Source organism: Paraburkholderia bengalensis, from assembly GCF_037126505.1.
GTDB lineage: Bacteria > Pseudomonadota > Gammaproteobacteria > Burkholderiales > Burkholderiaceae > Paraburkholderia > Paraburkholderia bengalensis.
The window spans coordinates 1-20,877 of record NZ_JACFYJ010000115.1; the positions used below are offsets into that span (position 1 = coordinate 1).

The following is a 20,877-nucleotide window of genomic DNA, read 5'->3' on the forward strand; positions in this document are numbered from 1 at the left end:
GATTGCTATGTTGGGCGTTCTATCGGCCGTGTCCGAACTTTGATGGTCCGGCGCAGGCGCTCGTCCAGCGGCACGCAAGTTCGACGTTTGAACGAAACCGAGCACCAAAATTAGAAGCACGGCGCAAGCCATACTCAAAAAGCGAGCGATCTTCATAGTCCAATTCCTTTTCAACATGCAGACTTCTGCCGCCGTCCCGTCCGGCGAGAGATAGCTATGACATTTCCCTACAACTGTTCGACTTCCGGCCAGACCTTTGCGGACCGTCGAGTGGACAGCACACGCGTTGATGCATGGGATCCTGACAACAACAAGCGCATCGCGAGTGGTCGTTCACCGTGCTGAAGGTCGACAGGAGTCGATGCTCCATTCCCATCGTTGAACGCATCGGCGATTCGTTCCTTGGTGGTTCTCTTCAGGAACGCTGAGCACTTCCACCAGCATGCGCTGGTCCTCGGTGATCGTTTTATGCGAGTCCGAGCACTCCCACTTCGACGCCTGTGGTCACCAGTTGAACGACTGTGATAATTTTTAGACATGCAATCGCGCCGCGCGTATGCCAAGCGGCCGCATAATTACGTCACAGAATCGTGCTGCTTATGTCGAAGTCCAGGCGCTTTTCGGTGTGAAAACCCGCAATGCCTTTACGTTTCCATCACGGCCTGCGGCGTGTTCCGGAAGCTGATTGCCATACGGTTATACGTGTTCATCAGGCTGATTGCGATGGTCAGTTCAACCAGTTCGCGGTCGTTGAAGACTGCGCGGGCAACGTCGTAGGCCTCGTCCGGCACACCGGTCTGCGCCACCAGCGTGACCGATTCGGCCCACGCGAGTGCTGCACGCTCGCGGTCGTCGAACAGATGGCCCGCTTCCCTCCATGCCTGCACGAGCGCCAGCTTTTCGACCCTCACGCCTTTTTTCAGCAGGTCGCGCGTATGCATGTCGAGGCAATAAGCGCAGTTGTTGATCTGTGAGACGCGCAGGTAGACCAGGTCGACGAGAACCGGCGACAGGTCGCTTTGCATGACGTAGCCGTAGACGCCGCCAAGGGCTTTGACGCCCGCAGGCGCAATCTGAACGTAGTCAAGACGCTTGCTCATGACGTGACTCCTTAAGGTGATGGATTACTTGATGGGGGTGGTCAGCGCTTTGTCGTTGCTGTCCACGATGAACACGGCGAGTAGCTTTGCAGGCTGTGTTTCGCTCGCGTTGCGGCTCACGCGGTGAACGGCGCCGGGCTCCTCGAAGAAGCTTTCGCCGGCATGGTAGACACGCTTCGGACCGTCATCGACCTGTGATTCGATCTCGCCCGATACGACATAGGCATAGATGAAGGCCGAGCCCGCATGCCTGTGCGCTGAAGACGCGGCACCCGGTGCGTAATCGACGACGACGGCGGTCAACGACTTGCCCGGAATGTTGGGAATGGCGTGCTGAAAGTTTGGTGTGACCGTTTCAGCCGCACCGTGCGCCGCGGCGGGCACGGCGATGGCGAAGGCCATGGCTGTGCAGGCGGCTCTTGCGATGGATTGAATGTTCATGGATGTCGTGCTCCTTTGTGCTTTCGCATTGTCGTGTGACATGCGGGCATCCAAAAGCACCAGGAATGAACATTTTCACTGTACCAAGAAGCGATGGCAAAGTAGGTGTCGCTGGTCCGTCAGTAGCGCTCGCGAGCGAGTTCCAGCAGGCGGTGACAGTTGGCCGGCAGCGTTCTTTCGTTCAGATTCGTCACGCCGAGCAGTAGCCCCTGCTGCCCCGGATCGCCCGTGTACCAGGGAGAGAGAGGAACTGGGGCGAGTCCGAAAGCTCGCGCCCGCAAAGCGATATCGATGTCCGATACGGACCGGGGAAGCGCGGCCACGACGGTCATGCCGGCGACGGCCTGCACCCTGAATGCTTCCGAGGTCTGCTCGTTCAGACAACGAACGAGAGCTTCCTGCCGCGCAGCGTAGAGACGTTTCATTCGTCGCAGATGGCGAAGATAATGTCCTTCGTGCATGAACTCTGTTACGGCGTGCTGCACGGCTGCAGCAGGGGCGGGCGTAAGGCACGCCGCGACGTCGCCGAAGTGCCGTGCCATGGCCGGCGGTACAACGAGAAATCCCAGACGCAGTGCCGGGCTGATCGTCTTGCTGAAGGTCCCCATGTGCAGCACCCGTCCATCCTGATCGAGCGAGGCCAGTGCCGGTGCGGCCCGTCCTTTCAGCTGCAACTCGCCGAGGTAATCGTCTTCAACGATCCAGGCGTCGTGTTGTCTGGCCCAGCCGAGTAGTGATATCCGTCGAGCGAGAGACATCGTCATCCCAAGCGGGGCCTGCTGGCCCGGCGTCACCACCGCGAGGACCGCTTTGGGTGCGATCCGGATGCCTGCGTCGATATCGAGTCCATCCGCGTCCACCGGCACGCCTGCCACGGTCATTCCCGCCAGCCCAAGCGCCGTACGCGTGAGCGGAAAGCCGGGGTCTTCCATCCAGGCTTGTCTGCCCTCCACGCGCAGGGCACGAATCGCGAGATTGAGCGCGCCGGAGAAACCCGCCGTGACGAAGACCTGGGACGGACTGCATCGAAGTCCGCGTGAGACACCAAGATACGCCGCGATCTCCTGTCGCAAGTCCGGTTCGCCGCGTGGATCGGGGTAGCCTATAGGAGCCGCTGCCGCCCGGCGCGCCGCGCGCGCCTGAATGCGTGACCAGAGCTTGAACGGAAAGGTGTCCTGGGAGGGCACACCCATTTGAAACGCCAAAGGCGCTGCGTTGAAGTCGTAGAACAGATCGGGCAGCGGCGGCGCCTCGGGAGACCATCCGGTCGTCGTTGGCAAGGGCCGCGCGGCTACCCGGGTGCCGGCCGCGCCCAGGCCCATTGCGAACTGCTCGTCGATCAGACGTTCATAGGCGGCCCGCACGGTGCCCCGGGACACGCCGAGCTGGGCGGCCAGATCCGACCAGGAGGGCAGCCGCGCGCCGGCGGCAAGCTGGCCCGACTCGATCGCATCTCGAATCGAGCCATAAATTTGCGCGGACAGCGTAATGCGTCCGGAGCGATCGAGGCCGATAGAAAGCTTTGTCATGGACGCGATAGTACATTGCAACTTGTCGATCTTGGGCCTTTTCCCTGACCCATGAGAAGCGTAACTTCCCCGGTGTAGCGCCGCCAGACAATTCCCATACGGGATGAGTGGGCCACGCGGCGCGGTCCGGAAGTCAAGCGTGTCGTAGAGACCGCACGCGATCTACAGCTCGAGGAACCTAATGAAGCAGGATAAAACAGCGCCGACGAACGACATGCCCGGCGCCGCCATTCCCGACAGCCAGCTCGCGCGAGAGGTCGCGCAGCTCATTCGCGACACCGAAAGCGAACTGCTGTTCCATCACTCGACACGCGTCTACTTATGGGGCGCGCTGCTGGGAAAACGAAACGGCGTCGCCTTCGACCGGGAACTGCTCTACGTTGCGTCCATGTTCCACGATATCGGTTTGACGTCGGCCTATCGCGAAAGCGAACTGCGTTTCGAAGTAGACGGAGCCAACGCCGCGCGCGATTTTCTGCGCAGCCATCATGTTGACGAGGCTGACGTAGCGAAAGTGTGGACCGCTGTGGCGCTTCATACGACGCCGGGCATTCCCGAGCACATGCACGGGGAAATCGCGCTGGTGCAAGCCGGAGCGGGGATGGACGTAGCGGGACGGGGCTTTGATGACTTTACTGAGGAACAGCGCGCGGCGGTGATCGCGGGCTATCCGCGCGGCGCCGATTTCGCCGGCAAGATGATCGATGCCTTCTACGACGGCATGAAGCATCGTCCAGCATCCACATTCGGGACATTCAACGACGATTTCCTGGCATACAAGGACCCGGGCTTCAAGCGCGTGAACCTGTGCAGCATCATTCTAAATTCCCGGTGGGGCTGACTGCCGACCTCAAACGGGTTCAACAATACGTTTATAAGGTTTTGCAATGCCCAAACGAACATTCTTGATTACAGGCGCCAGCAAAGGTATCGGGCGCGCGCTGTCACACCGGCTCGCCGCCGATGGACACCAGGTCATCGGTCTTGCACGCGGGGCCGACGACCCGAGTTTCCCCGGCACTTTGGTTTCCGTCGATCTGACCGATCGCAACGCGACGACACGAACGCTCGAGGGCCTAGTCGGCCGTTATACTTTCGATGGCGTCATCAACAACGCGGGGTTCGTCCGTCTGGCTGGAGTTGAAGCAGTTGATCTCGACGACCTCGAAGCGTCCTTCCGCCATAATCTCACCTCTGCCGTGCAGACCGTGCAAGCCTTGCTACCGGGTATGCGGGACCGGGGTTGGGGGCGAATCGTCAATCTCTCCAGCCTCGTCGTGCTTGGCGTCGTAAACCGCACCGCCTACGCGGCGGCGAAGGCCGCGATGATTAGCTTCACGCGCACCTGGGCGCTAGAGCTTGCGCAGACCGGCATTACGGTCAATGCCGTCGCGCCCGGGCCCACCGAGACCGAAATGTTCCGGCAGAACACGCCCACGGGCAGCGAAGCGGAGCAGCGGTTTCTTTCGCTCGTGCCGATGAAGCGGTTCGGCAAGCCTGAGGAATTGGCCGCGGCTTTGGCATTCTTTCTGTCCGAGGATGCGGGCTTTATCACTGGACAGACGTTATTCGTTGACGGTGGCGCGTCGGTGGGTAAGGCGGCCTTCTGATCGCCTAGCTATCATCGTGCTCGAAGTGGCCGGGCGCATTACCGCGCTTCGCTGATACGCTTGAAACGACTTCGCGACCGCTAGCGCGTTAGTGGAAAGATTCACAACTCTCTCCCGGGTTCGTCAACCGCGCTCGACGGAATGACGAAGGTCTATGCCGCTCCAGCGATGGCTGGCTCTTCTATACCCCCAGCGAACGACTGTCACACTGGCTGAACCACAACGACACGCGTACTGTTGCCTGATCTCGTCGTTGGGCTCTCCGTCGATGACCAGGGCATAGTCGATAAACAGTTCGGAGCCGGGTGCGATGTCGGCGAGGCCATGAATGAAGACACGACCACCCGACTCATTTTTGCCGCCATCGCGCTCGCCCCTATCGACGACGGCACCGCCAGCGGCAACCGTCGTCAGAAGTTGTACTGCACGTAAATCTCCTGGAAATTTATACCAGGATTAGGCTCTTTGAGACTTGCGTTCGAGATGTGCTGAAAGCGGTAGCCGACCTGATACTGCTGATGACCGCCGAACTGTACGCCGACGCCGACCATGTCGGCGAACTGGAACGCGGAGCTGAGCGTATAGGTCGAAGAAATGCGCGGATGAGTCAGCAGGCGCACGCCTACGCCTGCCTCGATGAGCGGCCGGATCGCGCCCGAGCCCTTGATGAACCGCACGACGGGCGTCACGCCGAATTCGCCGATATTGTCGTGCTCGTTGCCTTCGTTCGTGTGCCACCACGCGGCGTGCGCTTCGCCGATCAGGGCGAAATGCCAGTCGCCGATTTCCCACCAGGTCAGATCGGGGTCCCAGACAAAACCGAGATCGAGCTTGCGGACGTGGTGATCGGCGAGACCTCCCGCGACCTGCACGCCGAACTGATCCGCCGATGCCGTATCAGCCAGACTGAATAATGCTGCAACCACTGCGCATTTGAGAGCCAGATTCAGGCCCGCCTTGTTCTTTCTTGTCATCGTGCGTCCACTTGCTGCGGGGTTGAGCGACAAACTTCTTTCAAAGCTATGCTGCTTCTTAGACCGGATATACGTGAGCGATCGATACTGAGGCTCAAAGGGCGACGTGTTTGCAAACGAGGAGGAGTCCATATACGGTCGGTCGAAGTCGCCATGCAATTCGGGTCGTAGCCTCGCAGGGATCGTGTACCGTATTAAAGCTTGCACTGAGACGAGTCAATGCCCGCCGTGTGTGCGCCTGCATCTATGCGAAGCTTACGACTGTCAAGGCACTTCCCAGGATGAGCGCGTGGGGCGTTTCATAGCCATCAGATTGGTGACCTCACGCAGATCGTCTGCGGATGTGATTGGAACAGTCAACCACTTGCCGTCAGCATAAGCTCGGGCGTCGTCATAGAGCTTGACCAGCCGTGGGCTCCAGGAGTAACGCCGCTCTTCGAATTTGTCGCGCTCGGTTCGCCCCAAGACCACCAGAACCGAAAGCTGCCTGTACGCCGGTAGCAGCGTGCACAAGGCCCTGGTCTTCTTGTAGCGTAGTGCCCAACCGCGCTTCTTACCGCCGTAACGCCAGTCTGGCTCGAAGACACCGGGGTACGACGCCTCGATCCAGCTACGCAGTTCGCTCCAACGTTTGAACGCCTCGTCCCCCAACCAGTCCCGGACCGCACGCTCGTCCGGCGGTGAAGACTTGTCAGCGATCCTGTCGCCGATCTCGTTGCAATGGGTCACCTTGTTTCCCTCCTTGTGTTCATCCGTTCAGCTTCGACTCCCGGTGACTGGTTGTTCCTGACTTCCACCTCGTATCTCGTCATATCCCTGTGTCTGGTCTCTTCCCGTCTGTCTGGCTCACGACTTACCAACGCCTGACTTTGTGGCTTGCACAGACGTGAGGAGCAGTGAGAGCGACGCGGCCAGCAGAACGACATCCTTGAGAAGAAACTGGCCGGGCAAGGCCGAAATTGCCGGAAACCCGCCCGCTGTAGCTTCGGCGACCCCGGGCGTGCTTAAAAAGAACGTGAGCGTAATCACATAGGTTGCAGCCGACATCGCCGCGCCCAATGCGGAGAAAACGGGCTGGAACGCCCCGATGATCAAAGCCGCTGCGGTCGACAGTTCCAATGCACCTATCGCGTAGCTTGCACCCTGAACGCCGAGCAGGGAGTGCAACCAGCTCATGATCGGGCTGTTTATGATGAAAGGCGCGATGCCATTGGCTTCGTAGACGGTGAATTTCATCGCACCGAACCAGATGAAGATAACGACGAGGGCCCATCTGAGCAAGGCCAGACTCGACAGAGGCCCAGCACCTCGTTCAGCGATCTGAAAACGAAACTGATCGACACGGACGTTCATTTTGATGCTCCATTCAGGTGGTTTTAAAGGGGTTGGCAGTGTTACTTTTTGCTGCCAGATGCTGCTTTCGAGACTGCACATGAGACCACTAAAAACCAGGGGGATCCCTTGATTCTCCGCAATGCGCGTTTCATACCATTATTTTCCGGTACTGAACGAAACCAGAGCGGTCGGCCACACCGTTGTATAGCCGCATGGCCGCATGGTTTGTTTCGTGTGTCAACCAATGGACGCGGGACGCTCCGCGGCCTTTTGCATCTGCGCAAACATGCTGGATCAGGGCACGCCCGATGCCGCGGCCGCGTGCATCGGGAGCCACGAACAGGTCCTGTAGATAGCAATCGTCGTCCGTCGTCCATGTGGATCGATGATAGACAGCGTGGACCAACCCGGCGGCGTGATCGCCCACTATCGCAAGTGCGGCATGCATCGGCTGACCCGGGTCAAGTAACCGGACCCATGTCTCAGTCGTGACCGATTCGGGGATAGTCACTCCGTAGAACCGCTGATACCCGTTCCAAAGCGGAAGCCAAACATCAAAATCTTTTCCTTCGACCGTTTTGATCTTTACCGATAGCATTGACTTCTCCCGAAATTCGGATTGACGCACACCGACGGTACCGGCCCCGTCCAAGGCGCTGCCCGCCGCCTATTCGCCGGTGAGTTGCACACCGTATTTGCGGTAGTAGGTGTTCCTGATCTCTTCCTGACTTCGAGCGGGTTTGGCGAACACATGCGCCGGCGACAGTATTGGCGTGATAGATGTGGGTTCAATTCGGACGACATGATCGACCGGGTACTCCGGCCCATTCGTTGAGCGAACCCAGTTAGCAACCGTTAAATACTCGTCACCGCGCGGTGGCAGCACCAACGCTTGGCCTTTGAATCGATAGCCGCGCCTTTGAAATATGTCGACTACGTTGATCTCGACGGCTGGATTACGCGTCAAATTCTGTATCGTCCTGGGCGAAGCGATGTCAGCGAAGTACAGGACACCGTTCCTGACCGTCAAGGACGCCTTGGGCGAAAGACTGGGCGTCCCGTCTTCGTTGACTGTCGCGACGAACGACAACATTGCCTGCTCGATGATCGCCTGTACGTCGGCGCTGATTTCAATCACAAAGATCCTCCTTGGAAAGTGTTGCCTCAAGCTGCGGTGACGACCAAGCCGCGCTGCACCGCCGGACGCGCGAGACCGCGCTCGAACCAGCGCTGGACATGCGAAAAGCGGTCAAAGCCCACAAGCTCGCGCGCTTCGTAAAATCCGATCAGGTTGCGAACCCAGCCAAGCAGTGAAATATCTGCGATGCTGTAGTCAGCGCCCATCACCCAGTCCCTACCATCGAGTCGTTCGTCAAGGACGCCGAGTAGCCGCGCCGATTCTGTTGCATAGCGCGCGAGCGGGCGTTTGTCCTCGTACGCTTTCCCAGCGAATTTGTTGAAGAATCCGACCTGACCGAACATGGGCCCGACACCGCTCATCTGCCACATCAGCCACTGAATCGTCTCGTAACGGGTGTGAGGGACGCGGGAGAGCAGTTGTCCAGACTTCTCTGCCAGATAGATCAGAATCGCTCCCGATTCGAACAACGCGAGCGGCTGTCCCCCCGGACCGTCCGGATCAAAGATTGCAGGAATCTTTCCATTGGGGTTGAGCGCGAGGAATGCCGGATCATGGTGCTCGTTCGCCATGATGTCGATACGATGTGCCTCATAGGCAAGGCCCGTCTCCTCGAGCATGATGCCGACCTTCACGCCATTGGGCGTTGGTAGGGAAAAGAGCTGCAGCCGGTCGGGGTGCTGCGCCCGCCATCGCGTGAAAACTGGATGATCGAGTTTCATGTTTTCTCCTGTTGAGCCGGCCGAGTCAGTGCAAGATAGAACTCGGCCATCTGTTGCGCCAGGCTACGTGCCTCGCCATCGCTGCTGGGGCAAACTGGCAGTGATGTTCCGCAGGGAGGGTGGAGGTATATGCGCTCCCTGCTTCTCGCCCACGACAGCGGCGGGGCCGGTATCAGATCGAGCCGGCCGGCGCAACGGCGGGGAAGTCCTTCTCAGGATCGAACACGTTGTTGAAAAAGTTCGTCAGCGAGTACATCGCTACTAGCGCGACAATCTCCATCACGTTTGCATCTGTATAGCCCGCATCGCGGACAGCCTTCAGATCAGCGTCAGTGACGTGTCCCCGCGTCTCGATCACCTTGCGGGCGAACTGGACCGCCGCGTCCCGCTTCGGATCGGTAGCGTGGCCCTTTCTCGCGAGAATGATTTCATCGGCGGGCAGCTTTGCCATGTGCTCCGCCGTAAAGCTGTGGACCGTCAGGCAGTAGTTGCAGCCGTTCACTTCGGAGACAGCGAGGCCGATACTGTCTCGCGTCTTCACGTCGAGCGCCTTACTCAGAGAACCGAGCAGGGTAGCCCACGCATTAAACGCGATCGGGCTCTGCGCGAAGGCCGCCATCATATTCGGAGTGAAGCCAATGTTTTTGGTAAATGCATCAAGGGTTGCCTTCGACTCTGCCGGCACCTGCTCTTGATTTAAGATAGTAGTCCTTGTCATCATGGTCTCTCTAAAGTCATTGGTTGAACCACCTCGGGAAAGCTATTTGCGACACGAATTCCCGTGGTGCGTAATTCGTCCAGGTTCGACGCCGGACAGGCATTTCAGAACAGGGGAAGGTTCCTTGTCTGCCTTGTTCTATGCCCGTGAACGGTGCTTGCGTTGCACGCGGCGGCGATGCGACTTAAACGAACGCGAGCACCTCACCCACCGGACGGCGTGGCTTCTGCGCCCAGTTTCCCGGACGCTCCGCTCCGATAGCCAACAGCATGACGGGTACCTCGTCTTCGGCCAATCCGAACTCCCGGTGTACTGCATCGGCATCGAAGCCGATCATCGGCGTCGAACCGAGGCCGAGTGAGCGGGCCGCATAGATCATCGCCGACGCACCGAACGTGGCCGTGCGTACGGCTTCGTCGCGCCGACGCTGTGGATATGCCATGTAGAGTTCGCGTGCGGGGTTTTCCCATTCCGGCACCATCGAGGCAGGCATCACACCTGCTTCGACGAGCGGAGCAAGGCGCTCGGGTATGACGCTGGTATCGACCAGCTGGCCGCAGACGATGAAGGTGACGGCCGCATCGGTGACGGCAGGTTGGTTCCAGGCGATCGGGCTCAGTCGGGCTTTCGCTTCAGGCGTACGTACGGCGATAAAGCGCCAGTTCTGCAGATGGAAGGATGTCGGTGCGGCGGTGCCGATGCGTACGAGCTCGCGGATCTCGTCGTCGCTCAAGGTTGCAGAAGGGTCGTAGTATTTTGAGGCGCTGCGACTCAGAATACATTCGATCACTTCATTAGTCATGCGGGTTCGACTATCCATGGTGCCTCCTTTGGGTATGAAGATATTGCGGGGTTCACGAACGGCTTCGTTCGAGGCTTCGTCAGGTGGTTTTGAGCCTCCACTTTATGCGTGCGGGACAGCTGTTTCGAGACCGGATTTGCTCAAAAACGTATCGAAAAGGATCAACTCGAGGCAGATAGTCGATTTCTCGCTCAACAGGCGGGGCGGGACATCTCGTCTCGTTGATATCCAGGTGCTCCTGGCGCGGGTAAAGAACTCGATGAAGCGTGGACTGCGGAAAATGAGCGGCGCGCCCGCCCACCGCCGACTGCAAGGCAATAATTCGATATCCTTAGTGCGTACTGCGTGCAAGACGCCGCCATTGCCCGGGCGTCATGCCCATCCTGTCGGAAAACAGACGCCTGAACGAGGGAACGGACTGATACCCGACCAATTCCGCAACAGCTTCCGTAGTCATCGTCGGCTTCTTCAATTCGTTCGCGGCCAGGCTCATGCGAATATCGGTCAGGAAGTCGATCGCCGAGCGCCCGAGCGTGTTCCGGAAGTGCCGCAAAAAAGTTGCGCGCGACATGCTGCACAAACCGGCCAACTCCGGCAGACTCCATGGACGCGCGGGATCGGCGAGCATTGCCGATAAAGCCGGAGCGAGTCGCGGATGGCCGGCGAGCGCCAGCAATCCAGCCGGGGCGTGCTCGGCTGTGCTTGCCTCGCGCAACACCAGAGCGAAAAGCACCGAACTTAGCGCGTTAAGGATTGCGTATCCGCCCATCTTGTTACCTGTAGACTCATCGCGCATCAGCTGCACGAAAGCGGCGAGGTGGTTTGGAGCCGCGCTTATTGGTGTTTCGTTATCGGTGTCCGTGGTCCGAACCACCAGGCTCGCGGGCAGGTAACTACGGACGAGCCGGTCATGGGGTGGTCTGATAAAAAATCGCCCGCACAACATGTCCAGACGCTCACCCTGGCCGTCGTTTTCGCTAACGGTCAGTCCTGCCGCACCTTGGCTTTCGTGAGTTGCCAGAGCCTCGTGTCCACTTCCATCGTGCAATACATGCGCCGAGCCGTGCGGCAACAGCACGATATCGCCTCCTACCAGTTCTTGAGCGGTCTGCGTGTCAGTATCCTCAATGATCGCCCGGCCTTTGAGCACTACGTGATAGGGGATTTCATGCGTCGCGGACTGCGGCCACGCCACGCGCCATGGCGCACCATAGATGCAACGCACCTCTGGTCTGCCGGTAACTGTGATCATTTGCAGCAGGTCGCTCAGCCAGTCGAATTGGGTCATAGGAGTCCGTTAGGCCTCGCAGGAAGACACGTGGGGGGCCGATCTGGCGACCGCATGCAAAGTGCATAGCTGACCGTCACGTCGTTCATCATCACCATCCCCGATCCCGATTCTCAGCGACCAGCACTTTGACCGCCGTCGACATGCAAGATCTCTCCCGTAATGAACGGCGCAGAATCGAGAAAGACAATCGCGTCTGCTATATCGTTCGTCTCGCCTATGCGGCCCAGTGGAGAAAAAGCGCCGAGCGCATCATGAGTCTCCTGTGCATGCATCGGCGATCTGATGATTCCCGGCGCAACGGCATTCACGCGGATACCCTTCGCTGCATACTCGATTGCGAGCGACTTTGTAGCGGCGTTCAGGCCGCCTTTCGTCATGGCCGCCAATACCGAATATACGCCTGCATACGCGGTGTCGGCGATGCTCGCCGTCACGTTCACCACGTGGCCAGTCGAACGCTTTTCCATTTCGGAAATCGCGAATTGTGTGATGTAAAAGAAGCCGGCCATATTCACGTGAGTAACGGCGAGGTAGTCTTCTGCAGGGTGTTCAGTGAAAGGCTTCCCGATGTAGATGCCCGCGTTGTTCACCAGCGTGTCGATCCGGCCAAAGCGGGCGATCGCTTCAGCAATGACGCGTTGCGCGACAGCCTGATCGCCGATGTCACCGGGTACTGTCAAAACCTCCGGGTCGCCCGACGGCTTGATCCCACGTGATGTCGCAACGACGGAGTAGTCGAGTTTGCGAAATGCGCTGACGATCGCAGCGCCAATCCCGCGCGATGCCCCTGTAACGACGACAACCTTCCCTGATGTGCTCATGTTTTCGTATCGCTTAACGTGACGAATCGTGGAAAAAACCGGCTACCACGGACGCAAGGATCATCCGGTTGCTATTGATGGGGACATGCGATCCATAGGCGCGCGGTCGAAATATCGAATCCCCCCGGCGTATTGGCTGGCCGGACAGGGCGCAGGTCGCATCCGCGCGCGAAAGGCCGATACCCCAGATCTGACTCTCATAGTGACCCAGACAAGGGTCGCTCCAGCGGATGCTGATCGTCGATGCCGACAGCTTCTCCAGGATTGACAGGGTCATGTAGGCGCCCTTCGTAGACTACTGATATTCGTTTTCGTCGACGGGGCTTCGGACGAAGCGCGCCATCGTTGGTTCGATCATCGCGACGAGTGAGCGGCGAAGTTCGGCCTCGCGGGCGTCATCGATGAAGGCCGTTGCCTGCAGCGGCAGATATTGGACGGTATTGAGACCGATGCAACCCAGTGCGGCGGAAAGGTAGGGCGTAAGAAAATCATGCTGATTAGCGCCGTCGCCCAAGAACACGCCACCCGAGGCGATTCCGACGAACACGGGACGGTCCCGAAGCATTCCGATCTTGCCGGTTGGGGTCGACTTCATTGTGCGGCCGACGCGAAGGATCTGGTCGATCCACGCTTTCAGGACGGACGGAACCGTGAAGTTGTTCATGGGTGTACCGATGACTACGACGTCGGAACACTCGACTTCGCTAATGAGTTGCTCGGCCAACAGTATCGCGTCGCCGGACCGTCCTGCCGCAGCTAGCGAGGCGGGCGTAGCGAGTGCGTTCGCATAGGCGGCGCCTGCATGCGGTATCGGTTCGAATCCCAGATCGCGGCGGCTGACGTGCGCGCCGGGCAACATCTCGAGAAGCTTGTCGACGATCGCCGACGATAGCCGGCGACTGTGCGACTCCGGTCGCGGACTGCAATCGATGTGCAGGATGTTCATACAATGCTCTCCGACTGATTCACAAGGTCGCTAGCCATATCGATCATGATGGAACTTCGTCGTAGTGAACTACTGGATATTCCGCAGAGCGGGCAGGAATCGTACGAGTGCTCACGGTTAGCTATCTCTGCATTGGCCTTACGTTTAGAGAAACGCCGGTGCAAATATTGTGTACCATCGATGGTATGACTAGAAGAACCAAGATCACCAATTTTCGTGTGTACCAAGAATATGAACTCTGACTTGCAGATTCGGCTCGACAGGACGGCGAACCTGTCTCTGACAGAACAGATTCGTGAGAGCATCAGTCGAGCTATCGAGTCGGGCGTGCTTGCACCAGGCGCCCGGCTGCCCTCGTGGCAGGACATGGCCGCGCAACTCGGCGTGTCGCGCGGAACAGTTCAAGCGGCATATGAACGTCTGTCCGATGCGCAAATGATTGAAACGTTCGGCGCAGGGGGAACACGAGTGGCGCCCCGGCCCCTTGTAGCGGCGGCTCAACCAAAAGCCCCGCGACCAGGGGCCTTTATGAAGGCTTATGAGGAAATGAATGCTGGGCCGGCGATCTTCCAGCTGGGCATTCCGGCGTTTGAAGGGCTACCGGAAAAGCTTTTTTCGCGGGCCCGTTCGTCCAATCTGTTGAAGACGGGATGTTTGTCGTCGTTGCTCTACCCCGATCCGCGGGGGGAGCTCGAACTGCGCACGGAGATCGCGGGCAACCTTGCCATCTCGAGAAACTTTCACTGCCATCCTGAGCAGGTGTTCATTACTTCGGGATATAGCTCCGGCTTGGGCCTGGCGCTGCGGGTGTTAGGTTTGGACGGCAGGAAAGTATGGATGGAAGAGCCTGGTTTCATGGTCACCAGGAAAGGCCTGGAGCTCGCTCGCCTGAAAATCGTACCGGTACCAGTGGATGCCGACGGTCTCAACGTCGACTATGGTATCGAGGTGGCTGGGGACGCCGCATTAGTCGTCTTGACGCCCGGTCAACAGGCACCCTTGGGCTCGACCCTGTCGCTGAGGCGACGTCTTCAGCTGCTCGAGTGGGCGGCGTCAAGCGACGCATGGATCATTGAGGATGACTACCTCGGCGAGCTACAGTTGCAAGGCAGGCCGGCTCCCGCCCTGGCGTCGCTGGGCGAGGGAAAGCGGGTCATCCATATCGGTTCGTTCAGCAAGACTGTTAGCCCAGCTCTACGGCTTGGATTTGTCGTGGCGCCGACTGAACTGGCCAACGCATTCTCTGAAGTCGCAGCAACACTTGCTCCCGCACCATCGCCCGTCATTCAACTCGCCGCGGCTCAATTCATGCGCGATGGCCATTTCATCCGGCGCGTTCGCAGGCTCAAGCGCATCTACGCCGCTCAGCGTGACGCACTCTGCAAGCAGCTACGTACGCGCGACGCGGAGTGGGTTAGTGCCGGCCTGGCGGTACTTCTCCGACTGCCGGAGGGCGTGCCAGATGTGCGGATCGTTCGGGAAGCGATGGCCTTTGGGTTGGCACCGTCGCCATTGTCGGCTTGGTTCGCGAATCCGGCGTGGACTCGATCCGGCCTTTTGCTCGGCGTCGCTACGGCGCCCGAACAGCACGTTGCTACATCATGTCGCCGTCTGTTCGACATCATTGACCGGTATAGGTGATCCACCATGGCTGGCGCTCCGGGAGTCGGTTCCGCCCAAATCGTCAGCCATGGCCCAATTTCGTCTGCTTCGCTCTCGGGGCCCTCGCGGTTCCAGAAGTCGTGTCTGACCGCGGCAAATATGGACTGTGCGCACAGGGTGAGGACCGTCGGCTCGGTGACGCTGCCGGCTCGGCTTGATTCCCGGTCTCGGAAACAGTTCCAATGCGCCGTCGTGCATCGCCGGCTAACGTCTGCAGCGGCCGATGCCATGCCGTCGACCGACGGTACGAAATGGCCGTTTCAGTCTGATAGGTGCCATTGGGACAGCGACGGACCGACCGGCAGTAATGGGTCGACTTCTGTCGGATGCAGTCGGGCCGACGGCAGCATCTGTGGTCGGCTCACCGTCGGACCGTATGCGGTCGAGGCCGTGTGAAAACGCAAAAGTACTCGGTTTTCGGGTGTCGCTTTACTCTTCCCGAGTCGCCACCAGCCCGTTACGGGGCGATCTGATGGGTCGACTTTTAAGAAGGCTTCAGACAGAGTACGTTTTCACACGGCCTCGGCCAATTTGAGACATTGAACAGGGCTGCCTGGATCGCCGACAATCGCTCGTCAGCTGTGGTTACGAATCATGCCGTTTCGCTCTCCATTTCGCTCGCCAAACTCGATGCAAACGGCTTAGGAGCCAACTTAGCCTGTTCTTAGCACCGTCGATTGCAAACTGCTTGGCCATCCGGATTCCAGATTCGCAAGGTCGGCCTAGTTTCATGCAAAGAAAAAAATCTGAAAGCGCACCGGCGACGGCGGTCAGATCATGGAATGAGTCTGTTTCGAACGGCGCCAGCTTGGCGCGGTCCTATTGCTTTCTGCCGCGACAAAGCTCGCTGTAAGATCTATTCCTGAAGCTGTGATCTCGAGTAGGCCTTCTGACGATGCCCATTGTATCTTCGGCGCGGCCACGTGAGCAGGTGAATGGCAATTAGTGGGACGGACATGGATATTTTTTCACCGCTTGTGGCGGACGACCAACTGCATGCGAATTTCAAAAGCATCATCTCGCCTTCGATGCATGTCGAGCGAGCGGAGCTTGAGCGCTGGCTCGAAGGGTTCCCCGACCGCGACGGCAAGTTCGTGAAGGAGTTTCAGACGACGTTTAACTCCTCTTTCTGGGAGATCTACCTGTTCGCGTTGTTCAACACCTACGGTTTCGAACTGGACTGGGCACACGCATCGCCCGACTTTCACGTGAAGAGCCAGTTCGGAGATTTCATCGTCGAAGCCACGACGGCGAACGCAGCTGTTGGCAAGCCGGCGGAATGGGAGAAAAAGGTGCCCATCGGTGCGGCAGTCGCGGCGAAGGATTTTTGGCCGTTGAACAGGGAGGCTATGATCCGCCTGGCAAACGCGATCCGTGCCAAGGCGCAGAAGTATGCGAAGAGTTACGTGAGGCTGAATCACGTGAAAACCCGGCCGTTTGTGCTCGCAATTGCTCCGTTCGAGCAGCCAGATTTTCAGTATCAGTACGACCGGGCCATTCGTGCAGTCCTGTACGACGACTACGTTGATGAAACTGCGTACTGCAAAAATCCGGAGCGATATCCTGATGGGCCACCGAGCGTCAAGCTCGGCTTCGTGGAAAAAGAGAACGGTGCCGAGGTGCCGCTCGGAATTTTCAACACCGAGGAGTACCGGGACGTGAGCGCCGTTCTGTTCTCATGTACCGCCACGTGGGGAAAGGTCGAGGCAATGGCCAAAGCGAGTCAAAATCCTGGCTTTGTCGCGGCGACTTGGGGCGGTCCTAGTGGAAAGCCTCGCGGCACCATATTGCCTCGGGGACAACATACGGAGACGCTCGAAGACGGATTGCAGGTGTTTCACAATCCCAATGCGATTCGACCTCTTGATCCGCATATATTTCGACGCACCGGCGTCGTGCAGCACTTCTTCGACGAGCACACGAGCACATGGATACACGAGGAGCGCGACCAGTGCCTCCATTCCCGGATGGTCAACTCGATGCGCGTCATTCGCGACGAGCCGGGGAGTGCAGTCGCCTAAGATCCGGCAGAGGCGCTTCTGGTCGTACGCGCTATGGCTGATTGCGCCGTCGCTCTTCCCAGTAGCGTTCTAAAGGGCTTCCTCGGCCATCGGGTCGGCGGTGCCCGTAGGGTCAAGCAGGAATCCATCAATAAACGCGAACTCGTCGTAGAGCTGGTCGTAGGGTATGAGAGCCTTGCGGCCATGTTTGACTCGCCAGAGCCTGTCAAGCCAATTGCGCCACATGGCGAATGGAAGGCTGGTGTAGCGAGGTTTCCGGGACGGCTCGATTCGCGGCCGCTTTATCCGAATGTACGCTTCGAAGGGCGCGCCGGCTTCGGTGTCCGGCGGGATATCCGAGAAAAGCTCTTTCGACCATTGGGCCTCGATGAGCGCCTCTACGGCGTCTGCGTAGGCGGCAGCGGAAGAAGTAAGTGCAGGGCGCGCATGGTTCAGCGATTCGGAAATAGGCGCAGTTTCGAACAGGTCGACCCAATCCAATGGGGGAGGCCTCGTTACGGTAATTGTGGCACATGCCAATGAAGTCGAATTCTAGCTCCGAGAGCCGCATTTCAGCCTTCGCGAACTTCAGCTTTTCGTCGAAGCGCGGACCGAGGACCCGTGCCCTCGAGGCACGCGTGTAGCGCTACGGCGCGTCGGGAAACTCGAGCTTGCCGGCCCGGCCAAACCGGGATTTGCCGTTCCGATGCAGCAGTAGCTCCGCAACGTTGTCGATAAGGATCAAAGCCAGACGGCTCCCAACGTCGCCTCCGCTTTGCAGTTCGTCGGTGGCTCGGTCGAGTTGCTCAAGGTATGTCGTGAGATGCTCACGCCTGTCGTCCAATCAGACCTTCCGTTGCTGTTAAACAGTGGGCGCAGAACTATCGAAGTTCAGTTGAATGCAAAGCCAAGCAATGCGATTTGTGAGAAGGACTTCTGGCTTCGCATGCACGTCGGGCTAGCGCGTTCTCCGTTAAAGTTTTCGCGGGATGTGTCGATAGCTCATGCATCCGAGGCTGGCAGAGTGATACCGCCAGACAAATGATTCTTAAAAGCCTGAACGCACAAGATGTCGATATTCGCTACCCTCAATGCCCCGCTCGGCTTGTGGAATCTGCCCATCTCCCGCTCTCAGTACCGGGAGGAAATGTTCAATGCATTGGCCGATCCGAAGACGCTGATTTTTCTTGATACGAACGTCCTTGCATTGCCCTTCAGACTCCACCGGCGCGCGAGACTTGGCCTCTATCGCTTGTTACAGAAGCCCGTTCAGGACAAGCGGCTGGTCGTTCCAGGATGGGTCGCGAACGAATATTTCCACAACGCATTCCTGAAGGCATCGACGCACGGATTCAGTGAGTCCGTGCAGAAGCTTGCCGACCGCATACCGACTCAATCTGAGGTCGTTCAGCATCTCAGGCGGGCAACTTCAATCGGCGAGCAGACTTACCTGGCGGATAAGCTTGGCGTGACGACGGGCAACGGTGTGGATCTGATCTCGACCAAGCTGGAGCAGATTAAGGCGCTGCTCGGCAATGTCGGGAAGGAGCTTTCCCCCTCGGAGATTCACGATGAACTGATTTCGGAACTTCCAGGGTCGTTCGTTCATCTCGATTTCTCCAACCAGTGCAACAATTTAAGCGTACTCGCGGAACGCCGCCGTGCTAACAGGATCCCGCCAGGGCTAACGGATGCTCGAAAATCGCAGAACGCAGACGGCGACCTGGCGATCTGGCTTGAGATTCTCGAAATCGCCTCGAAGCGCTTTGTCGAGATCCAGGCACATGGCGAAGAAGAGGGTGCGAAGAAGCCCGCGTTCGAGCGTGTCCTGCTTCTTACGCAGGAACAGAAGAGCGACTACGTGTACGCGCCGAAGACGCGCATCAGGGACGATGATCCTACAAAAATTGAACAGAACGTAAAGCCCGAGATTTGGGTGATTGATCCGCGTCTGGCCTCGGAGTTTGAAGCCCGACTCGGTAGTCGGGAAATCGCCATCTCGACCATTGACCACATAGCGGCAGGCGGGGTGGCTACCATCCCGGGCGGCGACCCCAAGAAGGAAATCGGCGATCTGCTTGCCGAATTGACGCTTGAGCAAAATCCGACCACTCCGACAGAAGAAGGTGGGTCAACTCTGGTCAGCGGGGACGGTTCAGGCAAACAGGTGTTTTCGGACGAGCCTGCCGATACGAATCAAGACGCCGTTCCTGCAGACGTAGCACCACCTCCTCCCCAAGAGCAAATTGTTGAAACGGCCCGGCCTCGACTTGAAATTCCTGAAGCGGCGGAATCAAACGAGAAGGAGTTTGTGACGCAGATCGATGATCCGATCTACAGGAAAATCATTGACGGTCTCAACACGCACAACTGGTACATGCAAAACGATGTTGTGTCGGTGTTGATTGAAAATTCGCTTCCGCAGAATCTCGGCTGGTGTTTTGTACTGGGTCGTGCCCTCTACCAGGCGGCCGTAGGCAATGCATGGCAGGCCATTGACCTGCTCCTTGCGCTTGATCATCCAGAAGCAGATATACGGCAACAGTCGTTCATTGCTGGCGCGGCCTATGAAATCTTCTTCGATCCGACGGGGAATCTGCGCGAAACTTTCAAGGCCAGGTTCCTGCGAGAAGTGATTGCCATGCTCGAGAAACCATACTATGCGGTCGCACGAGAGTTCATCGTGGAAAGAATGCGGAGGTTCAGCGAGAGATTCTATTGGCTCCCTGGTGAGCCGCATCCCGAGGTCGAAGTGGTTATCAGGAGGCTGCCCGCTGATGAAGCGCTGAAGATTGCAGAAGTTATCGTGCGGGTCGAAGGTTTCGCGGATCAGAATATTCTCCGTCAGGAAGAGGAGGACGGTCTGGCATGGTTGTATTCAAACTCGATGTCTCTCGACGCTTTGATCACGAATGTTTCAGATCGCGTATTGGTAAGCCCAGAAGCGATTCGTGTTGTCTCTGAGCCGGCCAATGTTGTCCTGACATCAAACGTAAAGCTGGATGCCGCCGACGGACTCGTGTTCGATACTGAAATCCTGGAACTTCCAGTGCGTTTGGTCTGAAAGTAAAAGAGAAAAGACCGGCGAGAGCCGGCCGCTGATCAGTTTCAACGAGTCAGAATCGATGAGGAGTCGACGAACTTCCACATCAACAACTGCTGATTTTCGCTATTGGCTTCATCGCGGGTTTTCCGCTCTTCTTCTGCGAGGTATGCCCGGCTGCCTACGAGATACATACGGCACCAAATCACACCTCGAACGGGAAGCACGGGTTGGGGGGTGTCTATAGGGCTCGAGGCTCCCGAAAGCATGCCAACCTCGTGTCGATAACGACGGGCAGTTGCGCGGGGGTCGCGTGGGATGGCACACGAAAATGGGCCGTTTCGAGGACGGGCGTCGACGATCGAGGCTCAGAGTGCTCCTCAAGCGCCGACTCACGGTTAGGCGATGCAGACACTGAGTCTGAAAGCTTGATGGATACGGCACTATGAAGTCGATCATCGAATCGTCGGAAGCGAGCTTCGCCGGCTATATCGTAGCGGTAGTCGCAAACGCCATTGCGGCCGCGATTGGGCCACGTGTAAAGACTTGTCCTGAATACCAGTGAGCTTTCTACGAGCAGATCCGAAACGGCAAAAAAGCGATGGTGCGGTATGACAAAAGGTGGGCCAGGCGGCCGGCGGCACCTTAGAGAATGAAAGGGACTTCCCCGTCCCGAGGCTGCGGCGGAAGCCGCGAGTCGGCATCAATGTGCCAAGATGAAGTTGCGAACGTTCATCGACACCAG

The 20,877-nt window shown here is 58.3% G+C and carries 23 protein-coding genes; 6 read left to right on the forward strand and 17 right to left on the reverse strand.

Features of this window, described 5'->3' with window-relative positions; genetic code table 11:
* Positions 1 to 644: 644 nt before the first annotated feature.
* The 3 genes from H3V53_RS37275 to pdxR (H3V53_RS37285) form a co-directional block, all read right to left on the reverse strand.
* Positions 645 to 1,100 (reverse strand): carboxymuconolactone decarboxylase family protein, encoded by a 456-nt coding sequence (locus tag H3V53_RS37275; protein ID WP_336602106.1) that lies wholly within the window; start codon positions 1,098 to 1,100, stop codon positions 645 to 647.
* A gap of 24 nt (positions 1,101 to 1,124) precedes the next feature.
* Positions 1,125 to 1,541 (reverse strand): cupin domain-containing protein, encoded by a 417-nt coding sequence (locus H3V53_RS37280; protein ID WP_336602107.1) that lies wholly within the window; start codon positions 1,539 to 1,541, stop codon positions 1,125 to 1,127.
* A gap of 119 nt (positions 1,542 to 1,660) precedes the next feature.
* Positions 1,661 to 3,070 carry a MocR-like pyridoxine biosynthesis transcription factor PdxR gene (gene pdxR / locus H3V53_RS37285; RefSeq protein ID WP_336602108.1) on the reverse strand — a complete coding sequence of 470 codons (1,410 nt, stop codon included), beginning with the start codon at positions 3,068 to 3,070 and terminating at the stop codon, positions 1,661 to 1,663.
* Between the two features lie 181 nt (positions 3,071 to 3,251).
* Between pdxR (H3V53_RS37285) and H3V53_RS37290 the strand changes: the two genes are divergently transcribed.
* From H3V53_RS37290 to H3V53_RS37300, 3 genes are all read left to right on the forward strand, one after another.
* Positions 3,252 to 3,911, forward strand: coding sequence for an HD domain-containing protein (locus H3V53_RS37290; RefSeq protein ID WP_336602109.1), 660 nt, complete (start codon positions 3,252 to 3,254; stop codon positions 3,909 to 3,911).
* Positions 3,912 to 3,957: 46 nt separating this feature from the next.
* On the forward strand, positions 3,958 to 4,680 hold the full coding sequence (locus tag H3V53_RS37295; protein WP_336602110.1) for an SDR family oxidoreductase: 723 nt from the start codon (positions 3,958 to 3,960) through the stop codon (positions 4,678 to 4,680).
* 237 nt (positions 4,681 to 4,917) lie between these two features.
* A complete protein-coding gene (locus H3V53_RS37300; protein ID WP_336602111.1) occupies positions 4,918 to 5,112 on the forward strand; it encodes a hypothetical protein in 195 nt (64 codons plus the stop codon).
* Here H3V53_RS37300 and H3V53_RS37305 read toward each other — a convergent pair.
* From H3V53_RS37305 to H3V53_RS37360, 12 genes are all read right to left on the reverse strand, one after another.
* Positions 5,091 to 5,654: an acyloxyacyl hydrolase gene (locus H3V53_RS37305; RefSeq protein WP_336602112.1), complete on the reverse strand. Its 564-nt coding sequence runs from the start codon at positions 5,652 to 5,654 to the stop codon at positions 5,091 to 5,093. The genes H3V53_RS37300 and H3V53_RS37305 overlap by 22 nt on opposite strands.
* A gap of 264 nt (positions 5,655 to 5,918) precedes the next feature.
* Positions 5,919 to 6,383, reverse strand: coding sequence for a DUF3788 domain-containing protein (locus tag H3V53_RS37310; protein ID WP_336602113.1), 465 nt, complete (start codon positions 6,381 to 6,383; stop codon positions 5,919 to 5,921).
* Positions 6,384 to 6,500: 117 nt separating this feature from the next.
* Positions 6,501 to 7,007 carry a YkgB family protein gene (locus tag H3V53_RS37315; RefSeq protein ID WP_336602114.1) on the reverse strand — a complete coding sequence of 169 codons (507 nt, stop codon included), beginning with the start codon at positions 7,005 to 7,007 and terminating at the stop codon, positions 6,501 to 6,503.
* Positions 7,008 to 7,137: 130 nt separating this feature from the next.
* On the reverse strand, positions 7,138 to 7,587 hold the full coding sequence (locus tag H3V53_RS37320) for a GNAT family N-acetyltransferase (protein ID WP_336602115.1): 450 nt from the start codon (positions 7,585 to 7,587) through the stop codon (positions 7,138 to 7,140).
* A gap of 69 nt (positions 7,588 to 7,656) precedes the next feature.
* Entirely contained in the window at positions 7,657 to 8,127 is a 471-nt protein-coding gene (locus tag H3V53_RS37325) for a pyridoxamine 5'-phosphate oxidase family protein (protein WP_336602116.1), read from the reverse strand.
* A gap of 26 nt (positions 8,128 to 8,153) precedes the next feature.
* Entirely contained in the window at positions 8,154 to 8,849 is a 696-nt protein-coding gene (locus H3V53_RS37330; RefSeq protein WP_336602117.1) for a glutathione S-transferase N-terminal domain-containing protein, read from the reverse strand.
* Positions 8,850 to 9,021: 172 nt separating this feature from the next.
* On the reverse strand, positions 9,022 to 9,567 hold the full coding sequence (locus H3V53_RS37335) for a carboxymuconolactone decarboxylase family protein (RefSeq protein WP_336602127.1): 546 nt from the start codon (positions 9,565 to 9,567) through the stop codon (positions 9,022 to 9,024).
* 184 nt (positions 9,568 to 9,751) lie between these two features.
* The gene (locus H3V53_RS37340) at positions 9,752 to 10,369 is read right to left on the reverse strand and encodes a nitroreductase family protein (RefSeq protein WP_336602128.1); all 618 of its coding nucleotides are present in this window, start codon (positions 10,367 to 10,369) and stop codon (positions 9,752 to 9,754) included.
* 331 nt (positions 10,370 to 10,700) lie between these two features.
* On the reverse strand, positions 10,701 to 11,657 hold the full coding sequence (locus H3V53_RS37345; RefSeq protein WP_336602118.1) for an AraC family transcriptional regulator: 957 nt from the start codon (positions 11,655 to 11,657) through the stop codon (positions 10,701 to 10,703).
* 113 nt (positions 11,658 to 11,770) lie between these two features.
* A complete protein-coding gene (locus tag H3V53_RS37350; RefSeq protein WP_336602119.1) occupies positions 11,771 to 12,481 on the reverse strand; it encodes an SDR family NAD(P)-dependent oxidoreductase in 711 nt (236 codons plus the stop codon).
* Positions 12,482 to 12,494: 13 nt separating this feature from the next.
* The gene (locus tag H3V53_RS37355; RefSeq protein WP_336602120.1) at positions 12,495 to 12,758 is read right to left on the reverse strand and encodes a DUF3331 domain-containing protein; all 264 of its coding nucleotides are present in this window, start codon (positions 12,756 to 12,758) and stop codon (positions 12,495 to 12,497) included.
* An 18-nt stretch (positions 12,759 to 12,776) separates the two neighbouring features.
* Positions 12,777 to 13,427 carry an FMN-dependent NADH-azoreductase gene (locus H3V53_RS37360; RefSeq protein WP_336602121.1) on the reverse strand — a complete coding sequence of 217 codons (651 nt, stop codon included), beginning with the start codon at positions 13,425 to 13,427 and terminating at the stop codon, positions 12,777 to 12,779.
* A gap of 231 nt (positions 13,428 to 13,658) precedes the next feature.
* Here H3V53_RS37360 and pdxR (H3V53_RS37365) point away from each other — a divergent pair, with 231 nt between their 5' ends.
* Positions 13,659 to 15,068 carry a MocR-like pyridoxine biosynthesis transcription factor PdxR gene (gene pdxR, locus H3V53_RS37365; protein WP_336602122.1) on the forward strand — a complete coding sequence of 470 codons (1,410 nt, stop codon included), beginning with the start codon at positions 13,659 to 13,661 and terminating at the stop codon, positions 15,066 to 15,068.
* A gap of 977 nt (positions 15,069 to 16,045) precedes the next feature.
* Entirely contained in the window at positions 16,046 to 17,110 is a 1,065-nt protein-coding gene (locus H3V53_RS37370; protein WP_336602123.1) for a hypothetical protein, read from the forward strand.
* A gap of 69 nt (positions 17,111 to 17,179) precedes the next feature.
* Here the strand turns inward: H3V53_RS37370 and H3V53_RS37375 are convergent, their stop codons facing one another.
* On the reverse strand, positions 17,180 to 17,590 hold the full coding sequence (locus H3V53_RS37375) for a hypothetical protein (protein ID WP_336602124.1): 411 nt from the start codon (positions 17,588 to 17,590) through the stop codon (positions 17,180 to 17,182).
* Between the two features lie 145 nt (positions 17,591 to 17,735).
* A complete protein-coding gene (locus tag H3V53_RS37380; protein WP_336602125.1) occupies positions 17,736 to 17,933 on the reverse strand; it encodes a hypothetical protein in 198 nt (65 codons plus the stop codon).
* A gap of 225 nt (positions 17,934 to 18,158) precedes the next feature.
* On the opposite strand from H3V53_RS37380, the gene H3V53_RS37385 reads away from it, so the two are divergent.
* Positions 18,159 to 20,153: a PIN-like domain-containing protein gene (locus H3V53_RS37385; RefSeq protein WP_336602126.1), complete on the forward strand. Its 1,995-nt coding sequence runs from the start codon at positions 18,159 to 18,161 to the stop codon at positions 20,151 to 20,153.
* The last annotated feature ends 724 nt before the right edge of the window (positions 20,154 to 20,877 follow it).